19 protein-coding genes are annotated in these 15,494 nt (G+C 68.8%); 9 read left to right on the top strand and 10 right to left on the bottom strand.

Annotated features, from left to right (window positions below; all coding sequences use genetic code 11):
- Window positions 1-27: 27 nt before the first annotated feature.
- Together SOM13_RS12670 and SOM13_RS12665 are read right to left on the bottom strand one after the other, a co-directional pair.
- Entirely contained in the window at window positions 28-999 is a 972-nt protein-coding gene (locus tag SOM13_RS12670) for an aldose 1-epimerase family protein (protein ID WP_320479929.1), read from the bottom strand.
- Window positions 992-2,248: an FAD-binding protein gene (locus tag SOM13_RS12665; RefSeq protein ID WP_320479928.1), complete on the bottom strand. Its 1,257-nt coding sequence runs from the start codon at window positions 2,246-2,248 to the stop codon at window positions 992-994. The genes SOM13_RS12670 and SOM13_RS12665 overlap by 8 nt, the downstream gene beginning before the upstream one ends.
- 250 nt (window positions 2,249-2,498) lie before the next feature.
- Between SOM13_RS12665 and SOM13_RS12660 the strand changes: the two genes are divergently transcribed.
- Window positions 2,499-2,927: a hypothetical protein gene (locus SOM13_RS12660; RefSeq protein WP_192059000.1), complete on the top strand. Its 429-nt coding sequence runs from the start codon at window positions 2,499-2,501 to the stop codon at window positions 2,925-2,927.
- A 62-nt stretch (window positions 2,928-2,989) separates the two neighbouring features.
- Here the strand turns inward: SOM13_RS12660 and SOM13_RS12655 are convergent, their stop codons facing one another.
- Window positions 2,990-3,655, bottom strand: coding sequence for an SDR family NAD(P)-dependent oxidoreductase (locus SOM13_RS12655; RefSeq protein ID WP_320479927.1), 666 nt, complete (start codon window positions 3,653-3,655; stop codon window positions 2,990-2,992).
- Between the two features lie 117 nt (window positions 3,656-3,772).
- Here SOM13_RS12655 and SOM13_RS12650 point away from each other — a divergent pair, with 117 nt between their 5' ends.
- The 3 genes from SOM13_RS12650 (at window position 3,773) to SOM13_RS12640 (ending at window position 5,903) form a co-directional block, all read left to right on the top strand.
- On the top strand, window positions 3,773-4,372 hold the full coding sequence (locus SOM13_RS12650) for a TetR/AcrR family transcriptional regulator (protein ID WP_192059004.1): 600 nt from the start codon (window positions 3,773-3,775) through the stop codon (window positions 4,370-4,372).
- Between the two features lie 125 nt (window positions 4,373-4,497).
- Window positions 4,498-5,055, top strand: a complete 558-nt coding sequence (locus tag SOM13_RS12645; protein ID WP_320479926.1) for an RNA polymerase sigma factor — start codon at window positions 4,498-4,500, stop codon at window positions 5,053-5,055.
- Between the two features lie 2 nt (window positions 5,056-5,057).
- Complete coding sequence (locus SOM13_RS12640) at window positions 5,058-5,903, top strand: hypothetical protein (protein WP_320479925.1); 846 nt, start codon at window positions 5,058-5,060, stop codon at window positions 5,901-5,903.
- Between the two features lie 785 nt (window positions 5,904-6,688).
- On the opposite strand, the gene SOM13_RS12635 is transcribed toward SOM13_RS12640, so the two are convergent.
- Window positions 6,689-7,192: an RNA polymerase sigma factor gene (locus SOM13_RS12635; RefSeq protein ID WP_192059012.1), complete on the bottom strand. Its 504-nt coding sequence runs from the start codon at window positions 7,190-7,192 to the stop codon at window positions 6,689-6,691.
- Window positions 7,189-7,848: a hypothetical protein gene (locus tag SOM13_RS12630; RefSeq protein ID WP_320477761.1), complete on the bottom strand. Its 660-nt coding sequence runs from the start codon at window positions 7,846-7,848 to the stop codon at window positions 7,189-7,191. Before SOM13_RS12630 ends, SOM13_RS12635 begins: the two co-directional genes overlap by 4 nt.
- A 170-nt stretch (window positions 7,849-8,018) precedes the next feature.
- On the opposite strand from SOM13_RS12630, the gene SOM13_RS12625 reads away from it, so the two are divergent.
- The 3 genes from SOM13_RS12625 (at window position 8,019) to SOM13_RS12615 (ending at window position 10,112) form a co-directional block, all read left to right on the top strand.
- Entirely contained in the window at window positions 8,019-8,666 is a 648-nt protein-coding gene (locus SOM13_RS12625) for a LysE family translocator (RefSeq protein ID WP_243213954.1), read from the top strand.
- Window positions 8,667-8,742: 76 nt separating this feature from the next.
- The gene (locus SOM13_RS12620) at window positions 8,743-9,444 is read left to right on the top strand and encodes an SRPBCC family protein (protein ID WP_320479924.1); all 702 of its coding nucleotides are present in this window, start codon (window positions 8,743-8,745) and stop codon (window positions 9,442-9,444) included.
- On the top strand, window positions 9,441-10,112 hold the full coding sequence (locus SOM13_RS12615; RefSeq protein WP_192059018.1) for a DUF4166 domain-containing protein: 672 nt from the start codon (window positions 9,441-9,443) through the stop codon (window positions 10,110-10,112). The genes SOM13_RS12620 and SOM13_RS12615 overlap by 4 nt, the downstream gene beginning before the upstream one ends.
- A gap of 140 nt (window positions 10,113-10,252) precedes the next feature.
- On the opposite strand, the gene SOM13_RS12610 is transcribed toward SOM13_RS12615, so the two are convergent.
- Window positions 10,253-10,921 (bottom strand): hypothetical protein, encoded by a 669-nt coding sequence (locus tag SOM13_RS12610; protein ID WP_320477759.1) that lies wholly within the window; start codon window positions 10,919-10,921, stop codon window positions 10,253-10,255.
- 202 nt (window positions 10,922-11,123) lie between these two features.
- Between SOM13_RS12610 and SOM13_RS12605 the strand changes: the two genes are divergently transcribed.
- Window positions 11,124-11,393, top strand: a complete 270-nt coding sequence (locus SOM13_RS12605) for a DUF4190 domain-containing protein (protein WP_320479923.1) — start codon at window positions 11,124-11,126, stop codon at window positions 11,391-11,393.
- A 24-nt stretch (window positions 11,394-11,417) separates the two neighbouring features.
- Here SOM13_RS12605 and SOM13_RS12600 read toward each other — a convergent pair whose 3' ends face one another.
- From SOM13_RS12600 to SOM13_RS12590, 3 genes are all read right to left on the bottom strand, one after another.
- Window positions 11,418-11,759, bottom strand: a complete 342-nt coding sequence (locus SOM13_RS12600; RefSeq protein ID WP_320479922.1) for a hypothetical protein — start codon at window positions 11,757-11,759, stop codon at window positions 11,418-11,420.
- A gap of 222 nt (window positions 11,760-11,981) precedes the next feature.
- Entirely contained in the window at window positions 11,982-12,389 is a 408-nt protein-coding gene (locus SOM13_RS12595; protein ID WP_320479921.1) for an SRPBCC domain-containing protein, read from the bottom strand.
- 103 nt (window positions 12,390-12,492) lie between these two features.
- Window positions 12,493-13,104 (bottom strand): TetR/AcrR family transcriptional regulator, encoded by a 612-nt coding sequence (locus tag SOM13_RS12590; protein ID WP_320479920.1) that lies wholly within the window; start codon window positions 13,102-13,104, stop codon window positions 12,493-12,495.
- A gap of 175 nt (window positions 13,105-13,279) precedes the next feature.
- Here SOM13_RS12590 and SOM13_RS12585 point away from each other — a divergent pair, with 175 nt between their 5' ends.
- On the top strand, window positions 13,280-14,398 hold the full coding sequence (locus SOM13_RS12585; RefSeq protein ID WP_320479919.1) for an MFS transporter: 1,119 nt from the start codon (window positions 13,280-13,282) through the stop codon (window positions 14,396-14,398).
- Window positions 14,399-14,449: 51 nt separating this feature from the next.
- On the opposite strand, the gene SOM13_RS12580 is transcribed toward SOM13_RS12585, so the two are convergent.
- Window positions 14,450-15,451, bottom strand: a complete 1,002-nt coding sequence (locus SOM13_RS12580) for an arsenic resistance protein (RefSeq protein ID WP_320479918.1) — start codon at window positions 15,449-15,451, stop codon at window positions 14,450-14,452.
- Window positions 15,452-15,494: the final 43 nt, after the last annotated feature.

Raw genomic sequence — 15,494 nt, 5'->3', positions numbered from 1 at the left:
ACGATCCCGTGCGGATGACCCGACGGGTCAGACGACGGCCGCGATGCGCCAGCCCGCCTCGTGCGACTCGCCCGGGCCGAGACGGACGAGGTCGATGCCGCTCGTGAACGCGTCGGGCGGGCAGGTCATCGGCTCGACGGCGAGCCCGCGGCGGTGGTTCTCGGGTTCGGGCCGGTCGCCCGTGTGCACCTGCACCCACGGCAGCTCGGGGCCCCAGCTCATGCGGACGCCGCGGCCGTCTGCGGCGGTGACCCGCGCCTCCTGCAGTCCGCCGGGCGCGGCCGCGACGTCGGTGAAGGCGTGGTCGACGAAGAGGTCGCCGATCTGACGCCCCTCACGGAAGTCGAACCCGTCGCGCTCGGAGACCCCGTGGACGCCGAGCGGCACCAGGCGGTCGTCGGTCACCTCGAGGTAGCTGTCGGCGGCGAGGGTGAGGGTCCAGTCGTCGACGCGCCCCTCGCCGGCCACGAGGTAGGGGTGCGGGGCGACGCCGTAGGGGGCGCGACCCGTCCCGGCGTTGAGCGCGAGCACCGTGGTGCGCAGCCCGTCGTCGTCGAGCAGGTACTCGACCCGGAGGTCGAGGCGGTACGGGTAGCCGTCGCTCGGCGCGAGCTGCGTGGCCAGGACGACGCGGTCGGGGGTGTGGTGCTCGACCGCCCACTCGGCCCATTGGACCAGCCCGTGCAGGGCGTGACCGCGCTCGGCCTCGGTGATCGGCAGCTGCCGCTCGACGCCCTCGTCGTCGTACGTGCCGTCGACCACGCGGTTGGGCCACGGTGCGAGCAGCGCGCCGCGGTAGAGCGGCCTGACCTCGTCGACGCCGAAGGGCACCACGAGGTCGCGCGCCTCGTGCGTCAGAGCGCGCAGCGTCGCCCCGACCCCGGCGATCTCCGCCCGGTAGGGCCCGTGCTCGATGGTGCTCGCCGAACCGCTGACGGGCAGGGTCGAGGCCGACCCCGCGAGCGAGGCGGACGAGGAGGTGCGGGTCGGGTCAGTCAAGGGGGGCCTCTTCGAAGACGGTGCGAGACAGGTGCTCGTTGCGGAACCGGCCGTCGGGGTCGACGGCACGGGCGTGCGCGGCGAAGTCGTCGAGTCGCGGGTAGCGCTCACGCAGCGTCGCGCGGTCGAGCGTAGCCACCTTGCCCCAGTGCGGGCGCGCGTCGAACGGGGCCAGCGCCTCCTCGACGAAGGGCAGCACCGCGAGGACCTCGTCGGCGAGTCGCCGCCAGGTGAAGTGGAACGCGACGCTGGCTCGACCGCCGCTCGGGCTCAGCCAGGCGTCGTCCGCCGCGATGGTGCGGATCTCGCTGACGAACAGGACGTCGGCGAAGCGGTGACCGATGGCGCGCAGGGCCTCGACCGCGGCCACGGCGTGCTCGGCGGGCACGAGGTACTCGCTCTGGATCTCCTCCCCCGCGCTCGGGGTGAAGTCGGCGCGGAAGTGCGGCAGGCGGTCGAGCCAGGGGCCGGGCACCCCGAGCTGGGGCGTGACGGCGTCGGCCGCGGTGTCGGGCAGCATGTGCACGGCGACCTCGGCGGGCACGGCGCCGAGGTCGGCGAGATCGAGGCCGACCGGGTCGCCGACGCGGGACTTCGACCACACCTGGTCGACGGAGTCGCCCGTGTAGCGCGTGAAGAGGCTGACGCTGTAGGCGTTGCCGACCACCTCGTCGAAGCGGTCGAGCGCCGTCCGCCAGGGCAGCGCGGAGTGGACGGTCTGCACGACGTCGAAGGTCGGCACCGTGTCGAGCACGAGGGCCGTGACGATACCGAGAGCGCCGAGACCGACGACGGAGGCCTCGAAGGCGTCGTCGCCACGTCGGACGACCTCGAGCGAGCCGTCGGCCCGGACGATCTCGACGGCGGCGACGGAGGCGGACAGGGCCGGGTTGCCGACCCCCGAGCCGTGCGTGCCGGTCTGCACGGCACCGGCGACCGAGATGTGTGGCAGCGAGGCGAGGTTCGGCAGCGCGCGACCGTGCCGCTGCAGCTCGGCGGCCAGGACGGCGTGGGTCGTGCCGGCCCCGACGCGGACGGTGCCCGCCTCAGCGTCGAGCTCGATCGGCACGTCGAGCCGGTCGAGCGACACGAGCGTGCCGTCGGTGTCGGCGACCCGGTTGAACGAATGCCGCGAGCCGAGGGCCTTCACCCTGCGGGAGGAGGTGACGACGTCGCTCACCTCGTCGACGGTGGTGGGACGGCGCAGGTCTGTCGTCGAGTACTCGACGTTGGCGGCCCAGTTGTGCATCGGGACTCCTTCGGCTCGGTTGCCCGTTCACTCTAGACCTCGACGCCCCCTCGGAGTGAGCGCTCACATGCGTGCCCCGCGAGCGAAGCGACCCGGGGACGACACGCGGCGGACCCCCCGGACTGGGGAGGCGCGACCCCCCTCACTGGGGAGGGGGCGGGCATGGTCCGATCGACCGGGAGCGGGTTGTCTGGAATGGGACGCCACGCGAGGGATCGCCGGCGACCGAGACGACCAGGGGACGATCACGATGGACACCGCCGCATCCGGCACGGATCAGCCGTCCGACGTCGTCCACCGGGCCCCGCGGACCCTCGGGAGGATCCGTTCGGAACGCGCCCCGCGCCTCCGGAGGTCCCCCCGCTTCTACCTCACCTACCTCGACGCGCCGCAGGCCTCGGACGACCGCTCGGTGGCCGCCGGCAGCTGCCTCGTGCTGCGGTCGATCGGCGGAGACGACCCCCGGCTCGTGGAGGTCCGCCTGCCCGACGACTCGACCGTGGGCACCGCGCGCCTGCGCCGGGGATCGTCGGTGGGCATCGCGTCGCCCGAGTCGCTCGCCGCCCTGGTCTCGCTCGGTACGGTCTTCGTCGACTGGACGTCGCCCGACGGCGTGCGCCGCGCCTCCTGGTTGCGCGTCCCGCCGATCCCCGCCCGGTACCGGGGCCTCGCCGGCTGATCGCGCACCGCCGCAGGCGGTCGGATTCGGCACGCGCGCAGCACCCGGGGCTGTCGGACGCGTCAACCGTCGTACGCGACGTGGTGCAGCTCGGCAGCCTGACGCTCGTCGTACAGCTTCACGTAGGCCCGGGCGATGATGTCGGGCTCGGCGTCGGGGTGGCCGGCTCCGATGAGGGCGGTGATCCCGACGTGGGCGACGTAGACGCCCTTCTCGGCGAGTGAGTCGTGGAGGTTCAGAGTCCAGTTCCGAAGACCCGCGGCGGCGATGTTGACGTTACCGAGGAAGGGCATCGGACTGATCGACCCGCCCCCGGTGGTGACCAGGACCGTTCCGTTCCCGGCCTCGATCATGTCGGGCAGCACCCATCCGACGGAGGCGAGGGCTCCGCCGAGGTAGAAGTCGATCTGCGGCTGCAGGTTCTCCATCGTGACGTCGAGGACGTCGACGGGTGCCAGGCTTGGGTCGGCGGGCGAGAACTCGAGGACGTCGATCGGGCCGAGGGTGCCCTTGATCTCGGTGAGGGCGCTCGTGATCGTCTCGGGGCGGCTGACGTCGGCGGTGAACCCCTGGGCACGGACGCCTTCACCCTCGAGGGTCTTCGCGAGGGTGTCGAGCTTGGCCTGGTCGCGGGCGACGAGGGCGACGTCGAAGCCCTTCCGCCCGAAGGCGCGAGCGATCTCGAGGCCCAGGCCGGGGCCCGCTCCGATGATGGTGATGAGAGGCATGGTGCTTCCTTCCGTGGCCCGTCGGTCGTCGGGGCGTCGTGCTGGTGAGATAAGTTGAGGTCGTCCTCAATCAAGCGCCAGCTTATGTTGAGGTCGTCCTCAATCAAGCGCCAGCTTATGTTGAGACCACCCTCAATATCCAGTGGAGTTGCCGTGAAAAAGACCCCGGGCCTTCGCCGTGACGCGCAGGCGAACCTCGAGAAGCTGCACACGGCTGCCCTCGCGGTGTTCTCGAGCCGCGGGCTGTCCGCGCCGCTGGAGGACATCGCCCGTGAGGCCGGTGTGAGCATCGGGACGCTCTACAACCGGGTGGGCTCGAGGGAGGCACTGATCGATGCAGTCGTGCCTGCCGTCGCGGGCGAGAAGCTGATGGTCCTGACCGAGAGGACTCTGAGCCAGCAGTCCCCGCGCGGACAGCTGGAGACGTTCATCTCGGAGATGATCGACCTGCAGCTCAGCGACCCCGTCATGAACGACGCCATGCTCCGGCGATACCCGGACGCCACCGCACTCATCACCGCCTGCGAGCGATCGACGGCACTCGGGAAGGAACTGGTCGAGAACGCCCACACCGCGGGCGCGCTGTCGGAAGACTTCACCCCCGACGACCTCATGGCCGTGCTCTGGATGGCCGGGACGGCGAGCCGCGATCCTGCAGCGCCCGACGGTTGGAGGCGTGTCGTCGATCGTGGTCTTGCTGCGGCCTGGACCGACTAGCTCGAGTCAGCAAGGCCCGGCGCCTCATCGAGCCTTCGAAGCGCACATCGACGAAGGCCTCCCTCTGACACTCGTTCCTGCCAAGCTGCCGGTAACACCCGCCTCCTGTCAGACATGTCATAGGTATGAGACCCCCTTCAGACGACACGCTCCGTGCGAGTCGGTTCCGCGACCTCTACGAGACGACCCACGCTGACGTCGTGCGTTTCGTCCACCGACGGGCCGGACCGGAAGTCGCCGACGACGTCGCCCACGAGGCCTTCCTGGTGGCGTGGCGTCGACTCGACGACATCCCCGTCGAGCACGGAGCCGCTCGTGCGTGGCTGTTCACCACCGCACGCAACTGCCTCCTGAGCGATCGACGCTGGGCCGCCCGGCGCGACGCGCTGCCGATCCGCCTGGCGGCCGAGCGTGACGACACCGACACCGGAGCAGTCGACCGTGAAGTCTCGCTCCGACTCGATCTGCAGGCGGCATGGCCGCGACTCCTCCCCGACCAGCAGGAGGCGCTGTCCCTCGCGATCTGGGACGACCTTTCCTCGGCGGAGGCCGGCCGGGTGCTGGGCATCTCGGCGGCCGCCTACCGGATCAGACTGCACCGTGCCCGCGGCGCCCTCCGACGTCTGATCGACACCCCCGCCTCCTCGGCGATCTTCCGAACCACGACTGCGACGGAGTCCTGACCATGCACGACGACACCCTCTTCCGCACCCTGCGAACCCTGGACGCCGCGCCGCGGCGGACCCCCGACGAGGCATCCCGCCGGCGGGCCGAGGCACGACTCGAGCAGATCCTCGCTGCGAACCCCTCGGGCACGCCCGCTGCTCCCCCGCGCGTCTCCCCGCTCCGACCGACTCCGAAGACCCGATGGCTGGCCCTTTCGGCCGTGGCCGTCATCGCGATCGGCGCTCTCGTGATCGTGCCGACAGTCACCCGGCCCGACCCCGCCTACGCGTCGTGGACCCCCGTGCCGAGCACCCTCACCGAGGCCGAGCGCACGATCGCGGTCACCGCCTGCCTCCAATCGGACGGCGGCTTGAAGTCGGCCCGGCCTCTGCTCGCGGAGCGTCGCGGAGAATGGGTCGGCGTCGTCATCGATGGCGAGATGAACGCTGAAGTCCCCGCGACGACGAGCTGCCTGATGCACCTTCCGACCGGAAGCGATCACGCCGAGTCGCTGACGTGGGGAAGCAGCGGCGGACAGGGCGCCGTACCGATCGGTGGTCAGTTCACCGACGGATCCATCAGTCAATTCGGCGGCGGCGGGCTGTTCGGCCTCTGGGCCCGGCCGACGGTGTCGTTCAACGTCGGCGACGTCGGGTCCGACGTCGCCGCGGTGACGATCGTCGATGCCGACGGCCAGACCGTGCAGGCCACCGTCGACGACGGGCGCTTCGTCGCCTGGTGGCCAGGTCGCGCGTTCGGCGACGAGACTGAGGGCAACGGCGGGCCAGCCCCCTCTCTGACGTACAGCTTGACGATGCGTGACGGCACCGTCATCGACGACGCCGAGCCGACGCTGCCGCGGTAGCGAGTCGCAGCTACAGCATCTCCGCCGTGTCCGAGTGCGCCGACGGCGACGCGTCGGAGATGCAGGGCGACGGGGAGTGACGCTCACGCGGCGCACGCTCGGGTCACCGGCGCCTCAGGGGCGCTCGGGGCCTGGCAGATCCCCCCAGGCGGTCTTGGTCTTCGTGGTCCGCAGCTCCGGGTAGACCTCGCCATCACGTCCGGGATGACCTCCCACGAATCACGGTCCTCCTCTCGGTGGAAGGCCTCGAACGCTGCCGCGTGTTCGGGCTCGAGGGAACGGAAGCGGCCCTCGGGATCGCGTGCCACACGCTGAGCTTCGCCCGCTCGGACGAGTTCGGCACGCTGGGACTCTGGCAACGGACGCAGCGCACCAGCGAGGACGAGCCAGTCGATGACCTCCTGCATGTCGCCACGCGAAGGCCCCCTCCCCTTCGTGTCCTCCGCGACTCCGCTCGAGGCCCGCGTGGGCGAGACGAGCCACGGGACGACGAAGCTCGGCGAGGCTGCGCCGAGTCCGTTCAGGTCTCGGGCCCTCGCCTCTGCGAACCAGGCCTCATAGATGAGGCGGCTCTCGCACTGGGCGAACGCGGCGGCCGCGGCAGGCGTGGGCAGCTCCGGGTAGGAGATCGTGGCTGGACCGGTCGGAGTGGTCGGGCGAGACCGCTGGCTCCATCGGGGCAGCCTCATCGCAGGGAACTCGCCGTCATGCGCTCACGGTACCGGTCCCCTCACGACGTGCCGACTGGCCGTTGCCGAGCTCATCGAGGGCTCGAGGGCTCGACCTCATGGAGCGACCGCGGGGTCGAGGGCGAGGCGTAGCAGTTCCTTGGCGCGCTGATATCGGCTCCGTGCGGTCGATGCCGGGATGCCCATGACCTGGGCTGCGTCGGTGATCCTGAAACCATCCCAGTGCACGAGACGGATCAGCTCCGCCATGTCCGGTTCGAGACGTGAGATCGCGTCCCTGACTTCGAGGTGCTCATCTGCTGGTGGTGCTGTGGTCGACGTGAGGGCGGCGTGCCCGCGGAGGCGATCAGCGAGCGCCCACCGCCGGTGCACGCCTCGCGCGTGGTTGAGCAGAACGCCGCGGGCGATGCCGAAGAGCCACATCCGAGCCCCCATGGGCTCCTCGGGCAGGTCATCGAGGCGGCGCCAGGCGACGACGAATGTCTCGCCCAGCAGGTCCGGCGCGTCGTCAGAATCCGTGCGCCGGCGCAGGTAGGACAGCAGGTCGACCGAGCTGGCCTCCAGAGCCGACCGCAGGGCGCGCTTGCGGTCGCCGATCACGGGGTGACCGTCTCGCAGAGGATCGACTCGTCTGCGGTGTAGTCGTGGCCGCCCTCGAACATGGCTGCCTCGGCGTTGAGCACGTCGCGGACGGCGTTCGACACGGCCGCGGCGTAGACGTCGTCCTCGGTGGGGCCGGACGCTGTGGCGTGGACGTCCTCGAGGTACCCGCCCGGGAGAACGGCGACGTAGGAGATGCTCGTGTCGCGCTGGCGCACTTCCGTGATGGATGCATCGACATCGGCCTGGTCGATGAGGTCGGAGTCTCGGAGGTGGCGGGCGAAATCGCTGTCGTTCGCCGGGTCGAACCGTGTGACGGCACCGTCGCTGTCGACGCTCTCGATATCGTAGACCGCGACCCGCGCCTCGCAGGCGCGACCACTTGGCAGGACGAAGGGATAGGCGAGATCAGGGTCCTGGGCCCACGGCGCCCAGTCGAACACCGAGGCTGCGACAGCCGTGCCCGCTCCGCTGACGAGCAGAGCTGCGATGCCCGCGGTCGCGACGACTCGGAGCGGCCGACGCCGAAGCCGCGAGGCAGATCGGGCCTCGATGGCCATGAGTGCTAGGTCGTGGCGCAGTGCTGGGGAGACGCTCGTCTCCGCTGGTGCACTGTCGGCGAGGAGCACGTCGAGGTGATCGGGGGTGTGGGTCATAGCTCCTCCAAGGTGGGTTCACCCTGTACGTGTCCGGTTCAGGGAGAAATGTCCATACCCGCGGCCCACCTCCTTGCGGCACATTATGAGATGTTGTCGAGCGTGCACCAAGCTAGGAGCACGACGGGTGCCGATGACGCCGCCTCCGCACCCTCGAGAAAGACACCGGCATGATCTCGCTGACCGCTGCCTCCGCCATGGCCCTCGTCGCCCTGGGCATGGTGCTCACTCCGGGCCCGAACATGATGTACCTCGTCTCGCGCAGCATCAGCCAGGGGCGGCGCGCGGGTCTGGTCTCGCTCGCCGGCACCGCGGTCGGGTTCGTCGTCTACATGACCATGGCCAACGTCGGCCTCGCCGCAGTGTTCGTCGTCGTCCCGTGGCTTTACACGGCCCTGAAGATCGCCGGTGCCGCCTACCTGCTCTGGCTGGCCTACAAGACCCTCCGCCCCGGTGGCGCCTCCGTCTTCGACACCCGCGACCTGCCCCGCGACTCCGCCGCGAAGCTGTTCCGAATGGGACTCGTGACGAATCTGCTGAACCCCAAGGCGGCGATCATGTACCTCGCCCTCATCCCCCAGTTCGTCGACCAGAACGCCGGCAGCGTCGTCGGCCAGGGCTTCCAGCTCGGGGCCGTCCAGATCGCGGTCAGCCTCGCCGTCAACGCCGGCATCATCGTCGCCGCCGGGTCCATCGCGGTCTTCCTCCGCCGCCGACCGAGCTGGATGCGATGGCAGCGATGGGCCACCGGAACCCTCCTCGGCGCCGTCGGCGTCAAGCTCGCCCTCGACGCGCCTGCACCGGCCACGGCCGGATAGCGACCCCCTATCGGGCACCTGCACACAGGGCGATTGATCCGACGAAGTGTCATGCGGACAGGGTTGCAGCGGGAAGATGGCTGACGTCCACGAGCCACGGAACGTGCACGCCATCGCCATTGGCGGCGCGTGTCACTACTCTCTGAGAGTGGGGAACCGGGGCATCTACGTCGAGACCGTGATCGCCGCCGACGTCGAAGAGGTGTGGGCGGCAACACAGGACCCGACACAGCACGTGCGGTGGGACGTTCGATTCTCGGAGATCGTCCCGGATCGCAGGGTCGACGACGACCCAGTGCGGTTCACTTACGTCCGCCGTTCTCCCCTGCACGACGTGCACGGGACCGGGGTGAGCATCGGGGAGAGCCGACGACCCGACGGGTCCCGAACCTCGGCACTGCGCTTCAGCACGACCGACTGGCTCTCGCCGATCCGCACGGGACGTGGATACTGGCGGTACATCCCGACCGGCGATGGGCGCACGCGGTTCATCACCGGTTATGACTATGACGGCGGATGGGGCCTGATCGACCTCATCGTGCGGCCGCTCCTCGGCTGGGCGACCGCATGGAGCTTCGATCGTCTGCGGATCTGGCTCGAGGGAGGAGCAGAACCGGAGGCCTGGCCACTCGCCTCGGTGCTGCAGATCTGGCGTCAGGATCGGCCTCGCGCCTCCAGGACGCTCCGGGCACCTGCTGGAATGTCCCGTCGAAGCGACCACCTGAGGGATGCGCCTGCCACTCTGATGGCGCTCCCTGACCCGAGAGGCGACCGATGACGTCGGTGTTCGAGAAGGCGCTTGGCGCGGACTTCCAGCGACTGCACCCGATGATGCGTCGGCGGTTCGGTGTGGGTCTCGATTCTGCCGAAGCGTGCATCGGCCGCGGCGTCATGTCCTCCATCCGGCGCGGCCCCTGGTGGACGGTACCGTTCTTGCAGATCGGTCGGCTGCGGAACATCCTGGTGCCAGATGTCGGCCGGGATGTGCCTTTCACCATCGAGAACTACCCCTACCGCGACCGCAACGGACGCGAGACGGTCACCTTCGTCCGCACCTACACGACCAAGCCGGGCCGGACCGCGCGGTTCGACGCCACGATGGTGCTGGTCGAGGGCCGGGTGCTCGACTACCTAGGGTCGCACCAGCACCTCGCGGTCGACCTCGACCTCACCGTCGACGACAGAGGCGGTCTCGTTCTCACATCCGATGCGCAGCGCTTCTATGAGGGGCCTGTCGCGTTCACGTTCCCGATGCTGCTCAGCGGTCGGGCGACTTTGCACGAGTGGTGGTCGGACGACGACCAGGCTTTCCATGTCGACATGGAGGTGCGGAACCGCGTCTTCGGATTCCTCTTCGGATACCGCGGTGCGTTCACCTGCGAGTGGACGCCCGCCACGGACGCACCGGACCGACTCAAACCGCGACGGACCGAAACCCGGACATAGCCTGGACCGATGGCTGCCGGCAAGAACCGTTCTCCTCGACCTCGTCTTGATCTCTGTCGGCGGCGGGCCACGTCGGGCGTTCTCATGCTTGTTCCGGTGCAGGGGATGAACGGCCGTCGCTCACCTGATGCTACCGGGCCTCACCCGCCGGGGCAGTCGCCGCTCGTACCGAAGCAGGGAGACTGATCGGTGCGAGGCGCCCTGTTCACTCCTCCGGATCTGCTGTCGAAGTACTCGCGGCTGTACTCGATCGCCAGCACGTACGCAGCCCCCGTGGCGCCGATCGCCGTGGCCAGCTCATCCCCTTCCGACCCAGCCGTGGACGAGACGACGACATCCGTCGGGTGGTGGTAGCCACGCTCCGACAGACCGTCGACGGTCGCGACGACGATCGTCGTCTCGTCCGTTCCATACGCTTTCGAGGCGGGATGCGTGGTCAGAACGCTGAAGGTGGGATCAGCAAGCGAGTCAAGGTCCGATGAGCCCGCGAACGGGTCCACCGGCGAGATGTTCGAGTCTTCGAGGGCAGCAGCAGCTTGCTCGAGCGCCTGCTCAGGAGTGGCAGCGCCGAGAAGCGCATAGACGACTCGGCCCTGCTGTGCGCACCGAGTCCCAGTCGCGTCGACGAACCAGTCCGACGGCTCGGCGACCGTACAGGTGTCCTCGCGGGCGACAGTGACACGAGGAGCGGATGCCGAACCGGGCCACGCCAGAGCATCGTCCGCCAGGGCTGCCGCCTCGGGCCGTACGCGCTCGGCGAGCGAGGGATCGACTGCCTCGGACGCGCAGCCAGTCAGGGTCAGACCCATCGCCAGCATGAGCAGACCTGTTCGTCTCCCTCTCACGGCTCCCCCTCGACGCGATAGTAACGCCCATCCGCGATCTCAAAGAGTCTGCGACCGGATGACGATCGGCTACCGGGACGGTGCTGGAGCAGCGTCAGGACTGAATCAGCTATGAGTAAACTGCAAGTTTCGACAACATGTGTTGCCAATAGGAGAGGTAAGTGATGTGACCCAGGAAACCCCGGAGCGCGTGAGCCGCCAAGCATTGGCCTCACTAGCAGTCGGCATTTTGGCGCTGGTTTTGCTTTGGGCGTTTGGTGCGCCGACGCTCGTCACAGCCTTTGGTGTCGGACTCGGACATCTGGCCCTGCAGGACATCAAGCGCTCGAAGACCCGTGGTGCCGTGCTGGCCTGGGTGGGCCTGATTTTGGGCTACGGCCTCACGCTGATGTCCATCATCAGATTCATCTCGTCGGCAATCAACGGGCTCAGTTAGTCCAGAACCGTCGGCCGCGTTGACCTAACGCTCGCGGCCACCCTGGTCTCGAACCCGCTCGTTCTGACGGTCGATCGCCGTGCGGTCGCCGTCGCGGGTCGGGGCGACCTTGACGCCGGAACGGCGCAGCTGCTCCTGCAACTTCGCGGCCCGGGCCCGCTGCTGCGCCTGCAGGTCGACGTGGTACTGCTGGCGGAAGACGTCGATCTCGGCCGCGAGCTGGGTCCACTCCTCACGACGGGCGGGTTCTGCCGGCACCCCGCCCAGCTGCTTCGCCCACTCGGGCTGCGCAGCCGCGATCGTCGCGCCGCGCTCCTCGAGGGGGCCCGGAGGCAGTCGTAGCGCTCGGCCATGCGCTCTCTGCACTCAGGGGGCATGTGCGGGCTGTCGATCGCGGTGCGATCGACAGCCCGTGTCGGGACCCGAGGCACGTCGACAACCGGCTCGGTCGTGACCACTGGCGACACGTCGACGCCGCGCTCAGAAGACGCCTGTGAGATCTGCTCGGCAGTGTTGCTGTTGATGATAGCCGCCAGCACGGCAGGGACGTCGAGGGCAGCGAACGCTCTGAGCCCGGCAGACGATCGTCTATCGGGACGCCGCCCTGAGCAGGTTTGCGAGATGGAAGTTCCATCCCTCCTCGTGTGCGGCTCGAAGTCCGTCGCCATCCGGGAGCTGCCCAAAACCTCGTTCCGTCAGCGTGACCGTGCTCAGCTCGCCGTCACTACGGATGTCGAAGCGGACCGTGAGTGGCGCCGGCCATTCCGGCTGCTGCCACACGAAGGCCAGCCGACTCGGCGGTACTGCTTCCGTCACGCGACCGTCAGCGACGTGCTCGCGGCCGCCCTCGGTCCAGGTCTCGCGCACGGCCGAGCCGACCTCGGGAGTCAGCACCAGCTCAGGCCACCAGGAGTCGCGCTCGTCCGTAAGCGCGCACCACAGCCCCTCCACGGAGGACATCGATGCGACGGTGATCGACAGCGAGTCAGCGCACATGCTCAGACGCTAGTGCGTCTGCCCAGCACCGGTGCCGATGTACCGGCCAACGATGGGCTATCGCACACCTCCACGCGCGGGATCGTCCGCAGCCGCTCCCTAGTCACGCCTGGTCATCGCGGCGCACTCCGTCGACGATGCGGTCTGCGGCAGCGTGCAACATCGCAGGTTCCACACCATCGAGCAGCTGCGTCGATAGCCCGAGCACGAATGAGTGCACCATCATCGCTTCCACAGCGGGGTGGAGGTCGGCACGGGTCACGCCTGCGGTGAGCCCTCGACGAAGACATGCCTCGATGCGCGCTCGGTCCTCGGCGCGCCGCGCGGCCACGACGGACCTCGCAGCGATGTCGTCGTCCCCGTCCGCGCCGAGGGTCGCGGAGAGCGTGACGAGGCAGCCGCCCGGGTGGGCGGCGTCCGACTGCATGTCGATCGTTCCGTGCAGCATCGAACTGAGAGCCTCGAGTGGATCTCTCGTCAGGTCACCGACGAGCTCGCTCACTCGCCCGGGGCCAGCGGTGTAGTGCTCGACCGCGCGCTCGAACAAGCCTTCCTTCGAGCCGAAGGCACCGTAGAGGCTCGCCGATGAGAGCCCGGTCGCCGCACGTAACTGCGCGATGGATGACGCCTCGTACCCGTGGCGCCAGAACACCAGCATCGCCGCGTCGAGCACCTCATGCTCGACGAAGGCTCTCGGTCGTCCCTGCTGTGACATCTTCACCCTTTCGGATCGTTCGATCCAGTTTGACACACCTGCCTCGACTCATCAGTATTGGATCGACCATTCCATAAAAAGAAAAGAGTGATCGGTGTCCCACCCCCGAACCGAAACGACAGCCAGACAGCGACACCAGGACGAGCGCTCCCTCCCGGTACTGCCACTCGTCCTCATGGCACTCAGCGGGTTCATCATCATCATGACCGAGACGCTTCCAGCAGGCCTCCTACCCCAGCTCGCCGACGCGTTCGATGTCAGCGACGGGACCGCCGGCCAGCTGATCACGGTGTACGCACTCGGCACCGTCGTCGCAGCCATCCCCACGATCGCGCTGACCCGGGGGGCATCGCGCAAGCCGTTGCTCGTCATCGGGCTACTGGGCTTCCTGGTCGCCAACACGCTCACCGCGATCGCGCCGACGTTAGCGATCGCCCTCGTCGTGCGCTTCATCGCAGGCGCCTTCTCCGGCCTGATCTGGGGCATGCTCGCCGGCTACGCCCGCCGTATCGCCGCCCCCGAGCGCGCCGGACAAGCCCTCGCGATCGCTATGGCCGGCACACCTATCGCACTCTCCATCGGCACCCCGCTCGGGGCCTGGCTGGGTGCGACAGTCGGCTGGCGATGGTCCTTCGCCGCGGTCTCTGCGATCACGGTGGTCGTCGTCCTGCTCGTGCTCTCGCACGTGCCGAACGCGCCAGGTCAGCGTTCGAGCTCGAGACTCCCCCTCGGCCGAGTACTCGTGATCCCCGGCATCGCCGTGATCCTCACTGTCGTATTCACCTGGATGCTCGCGCACAACCTGCTCTACTCCTACATCGCCCCTTACCTCGCCGGCACGAGCACCGGCATCCGCCCCGATGTCGCCCTTTTCGCCTTCGGCTTGGCGGCACTCGTCGGCATCTGGATCACCGGCGCACTCATCGATCGATCACTGCGGCACCTCGCTCTCATCAGCACGGCGATGTTCATCGTCGCCGGAGCACTACTGCTCGCCGTCCCCACCTCTGCTCCCGCCACGATCGCTGCGATCGCCTTGTGGGGTATCGCCTTCGGCGGCTCCGCAACACAACTGCAGACAGCGATGGGCAATGCCGCCGGCGAGAGCGTAGACGTCGCCAACGCCATGCTCACCACAGCCTTCAACCTCGCCATCTTCGGTGGAGGAGCGGCCGGCGCCATCCTCGTCGACGGCATCGGGCCTGCCGCAATTCCCATCGCGATGATCGCCCTCTCGGCAATCGCCTTGCTGACCGTCGCCCTCGGACGCAGGACAGCCTTCCCGCCGCGCTGAGCAGCCCCGCCGATCGGAATTTCTGGCCAGAAGCGCCCGGTAAACGATCCCCTATCGAGACACCGGTTTGACGTCCTCGAGTTCGATCCGGGCGCGCTGGCTCGGTACAAGACGAGGGACGAGCCGGACGAAGATCACCATGCCGATGAGCTCGACGAGCGTCTGCGTGACGACGACGACCGGAGCGAGCGACAGCGACGCCGGCAGGGCCAGCGCGAGCGGCAAGACCACGAGCGAGTTCCTGGTCGCACCGCTGAACACCAGGGCTCGTGTCGCTGGCACGTCGAGCCGGAAGATGCGGCCGACGCCGATCCCTAGCGCTGCCATGACGACGAGGAACGCGGCGTAGAGCGGCACCAGCACGAGCAGCTGCCCCGGGGAGTCCCCGACAGCTCCGGCTTGTGAAGCCACGACGGCGAACAGGGTCGCCATCATCAGCGGCACCATCAGGCCCAGCATCGTCCGCTCGATGACGACCCCTGATCGGTGTCGCCGGGCGAGTGCCTGCACGAGCGCGGCCGCGGTGAGCGGGACGACGATCAGGAGGAGGAAGGCCCGGGCGAAGGGGCCGACCTCGACTACCGCGACGCCCTCTGGGCCGATGAACAGCAGCAGGTACAGCGGCAGGAGCAGGATCTGCGCCAGCATCAGCAGCGGTGCCGCAGCGAGGAGCCGTTCTGACGCGCCGCCAGCAAGGCCGGCGAACACGATCACGTAGTCGATGCACGGGGTCAGCAGCACCAGCAGCACCCCGAACAGCAGTGCCGGCTCGGCCGCAACGAACCGGGACAGCCCGTAGGCAACGAGGGGGACGACGCTGAAGTTCAGCACCCCGACCGCGGCGAGGAATGGTCCGTCTCGGAGGGACTTCCCGATCGCGGCGAACGGGACTGCGAGGAACGTCGCGAACAGCAGCAGCGCGAGCACAGGCTCGATCGTTGCCTCTAGGTGGTGTGCTCCCGGCACGGTGAGGCCGGCGATGCCGGCAACCAGGATCGCGACCAGGTAGAGGCCGATCTGCCGGTGTTCGAGCCAGGAAACGACCGCGTTCACGGCAGGACCGGTGTGGAGGAGAAGGGCACGTCAGTGACCGTAG

The sequence above is a fragment of the Frigoribacterium sp. CFBP9030 genome (assembly GCF_034045195.1).
Lineage (GTDB): Bacteria > Actinomycetota > Actinomycetes > Actinomycetales > Microbacteriaceae > Frigoribacterium.
The sequence above is the reverse complement of the archived record's forward strand: the minus strand, read 5'-3'. Positions and strand labels throughout refer to the sequence as shown.

Coding starts and splice junctions, on each gene's coding strand:
- SOM13_RS12620 (WP_320479924.1), top strand. CDS start 8,743: ATGGCTGACGTCCACGAGCCACGGAACGTGCACGCCATCGCCATTGGC.
- SOM13_RS12615 (WP_192059018.1), top strand. CDS start 9,441: ATGACGTCGGTGTTCGAGAAGGCGCTTGGCGCGGACTTCCAGCGACTG.
- SOM13_RS12665 (WP_320479928.1), bottom strand. CDS start 2,248: ATGCACAACTGGGCCGCCAACGTCGAGTACTCGACGACAGACCTGCGC.
- SOM13_RS12640 (WP_320479925.1), top strand. CDS start 5,058: ATGCACGACGACACCCTCTTCCGCACCCTGCGAACCCTGGACGCCGCG.
- SOM13_RS12655 (WP_320479927.1), bottom strand. CDS start 3,655: ATGCCTCTCATCACCATCATCGGAGCGGGCCCCGGCCTGGGCCTCGAG.
- SOM13_RS12645 (WP_320479926.1), top strand. CDS start 4,498: ATGAGACCCCCTTCAGACGACACGCTCCGTGCGAGTCGGTTCCGCGAC.
- SOM13_RS12630 (WP_320477761.1), bottom strand. CDS start 7,848: ATGACCCACACCCCCGATCACCTCGACGTGCTCCTCGCCGACAGTGCA.
- SOM13_RS12595 (WP_320479921.1), bottom strand. CDS start 12,389: ATGTGCGCTGACTCGCTGTCGATCACCGTCGCATCGATGTCCTCCGTG.
- SOM13_RS12660 (WP_192059000.1), top strand. CDS start 2,499: ATGGACACCGCCGCATCCGGCACGGATCAGCCGTCCGACGTCGTCCAC.
- SOM13_RS12590 (WP_320479920.1), bottom strand. CDS start 13,104: ATGTCACAGCAGGGACGACCGAGAGCCTTCGTCGAGCATGAGGTGCTC.
- SOM13_RS12585 (WP_320479919.1), top strand. CDS start 13,280: ATGGCACTCAGCGGGTTCATCATCATCATGACCGAGACGCTTCCAGCA.
- SOM13_RS12650 (WP_192059004.1), top strand. CDS start 3,773: ATGTTGAGACCACCCTCAATATCCAGTGGAGTTGCCGTGAAAAAGACC.
- SOM13_RS12610 (WP_320477759.1), bottom strand. CDS start 10,921: ATGGGTCTGACCCTGACTGGCTGCGCGTCCGAGGCAGTCGATCCCTCG.
- SOM13_RS12625 (WP_243213954.1), top strand. CDS start 8,019: ATGATCTCGCTGACCGCTGCCTCCGCCATGGCCCTCGTCGCCCTGGGC.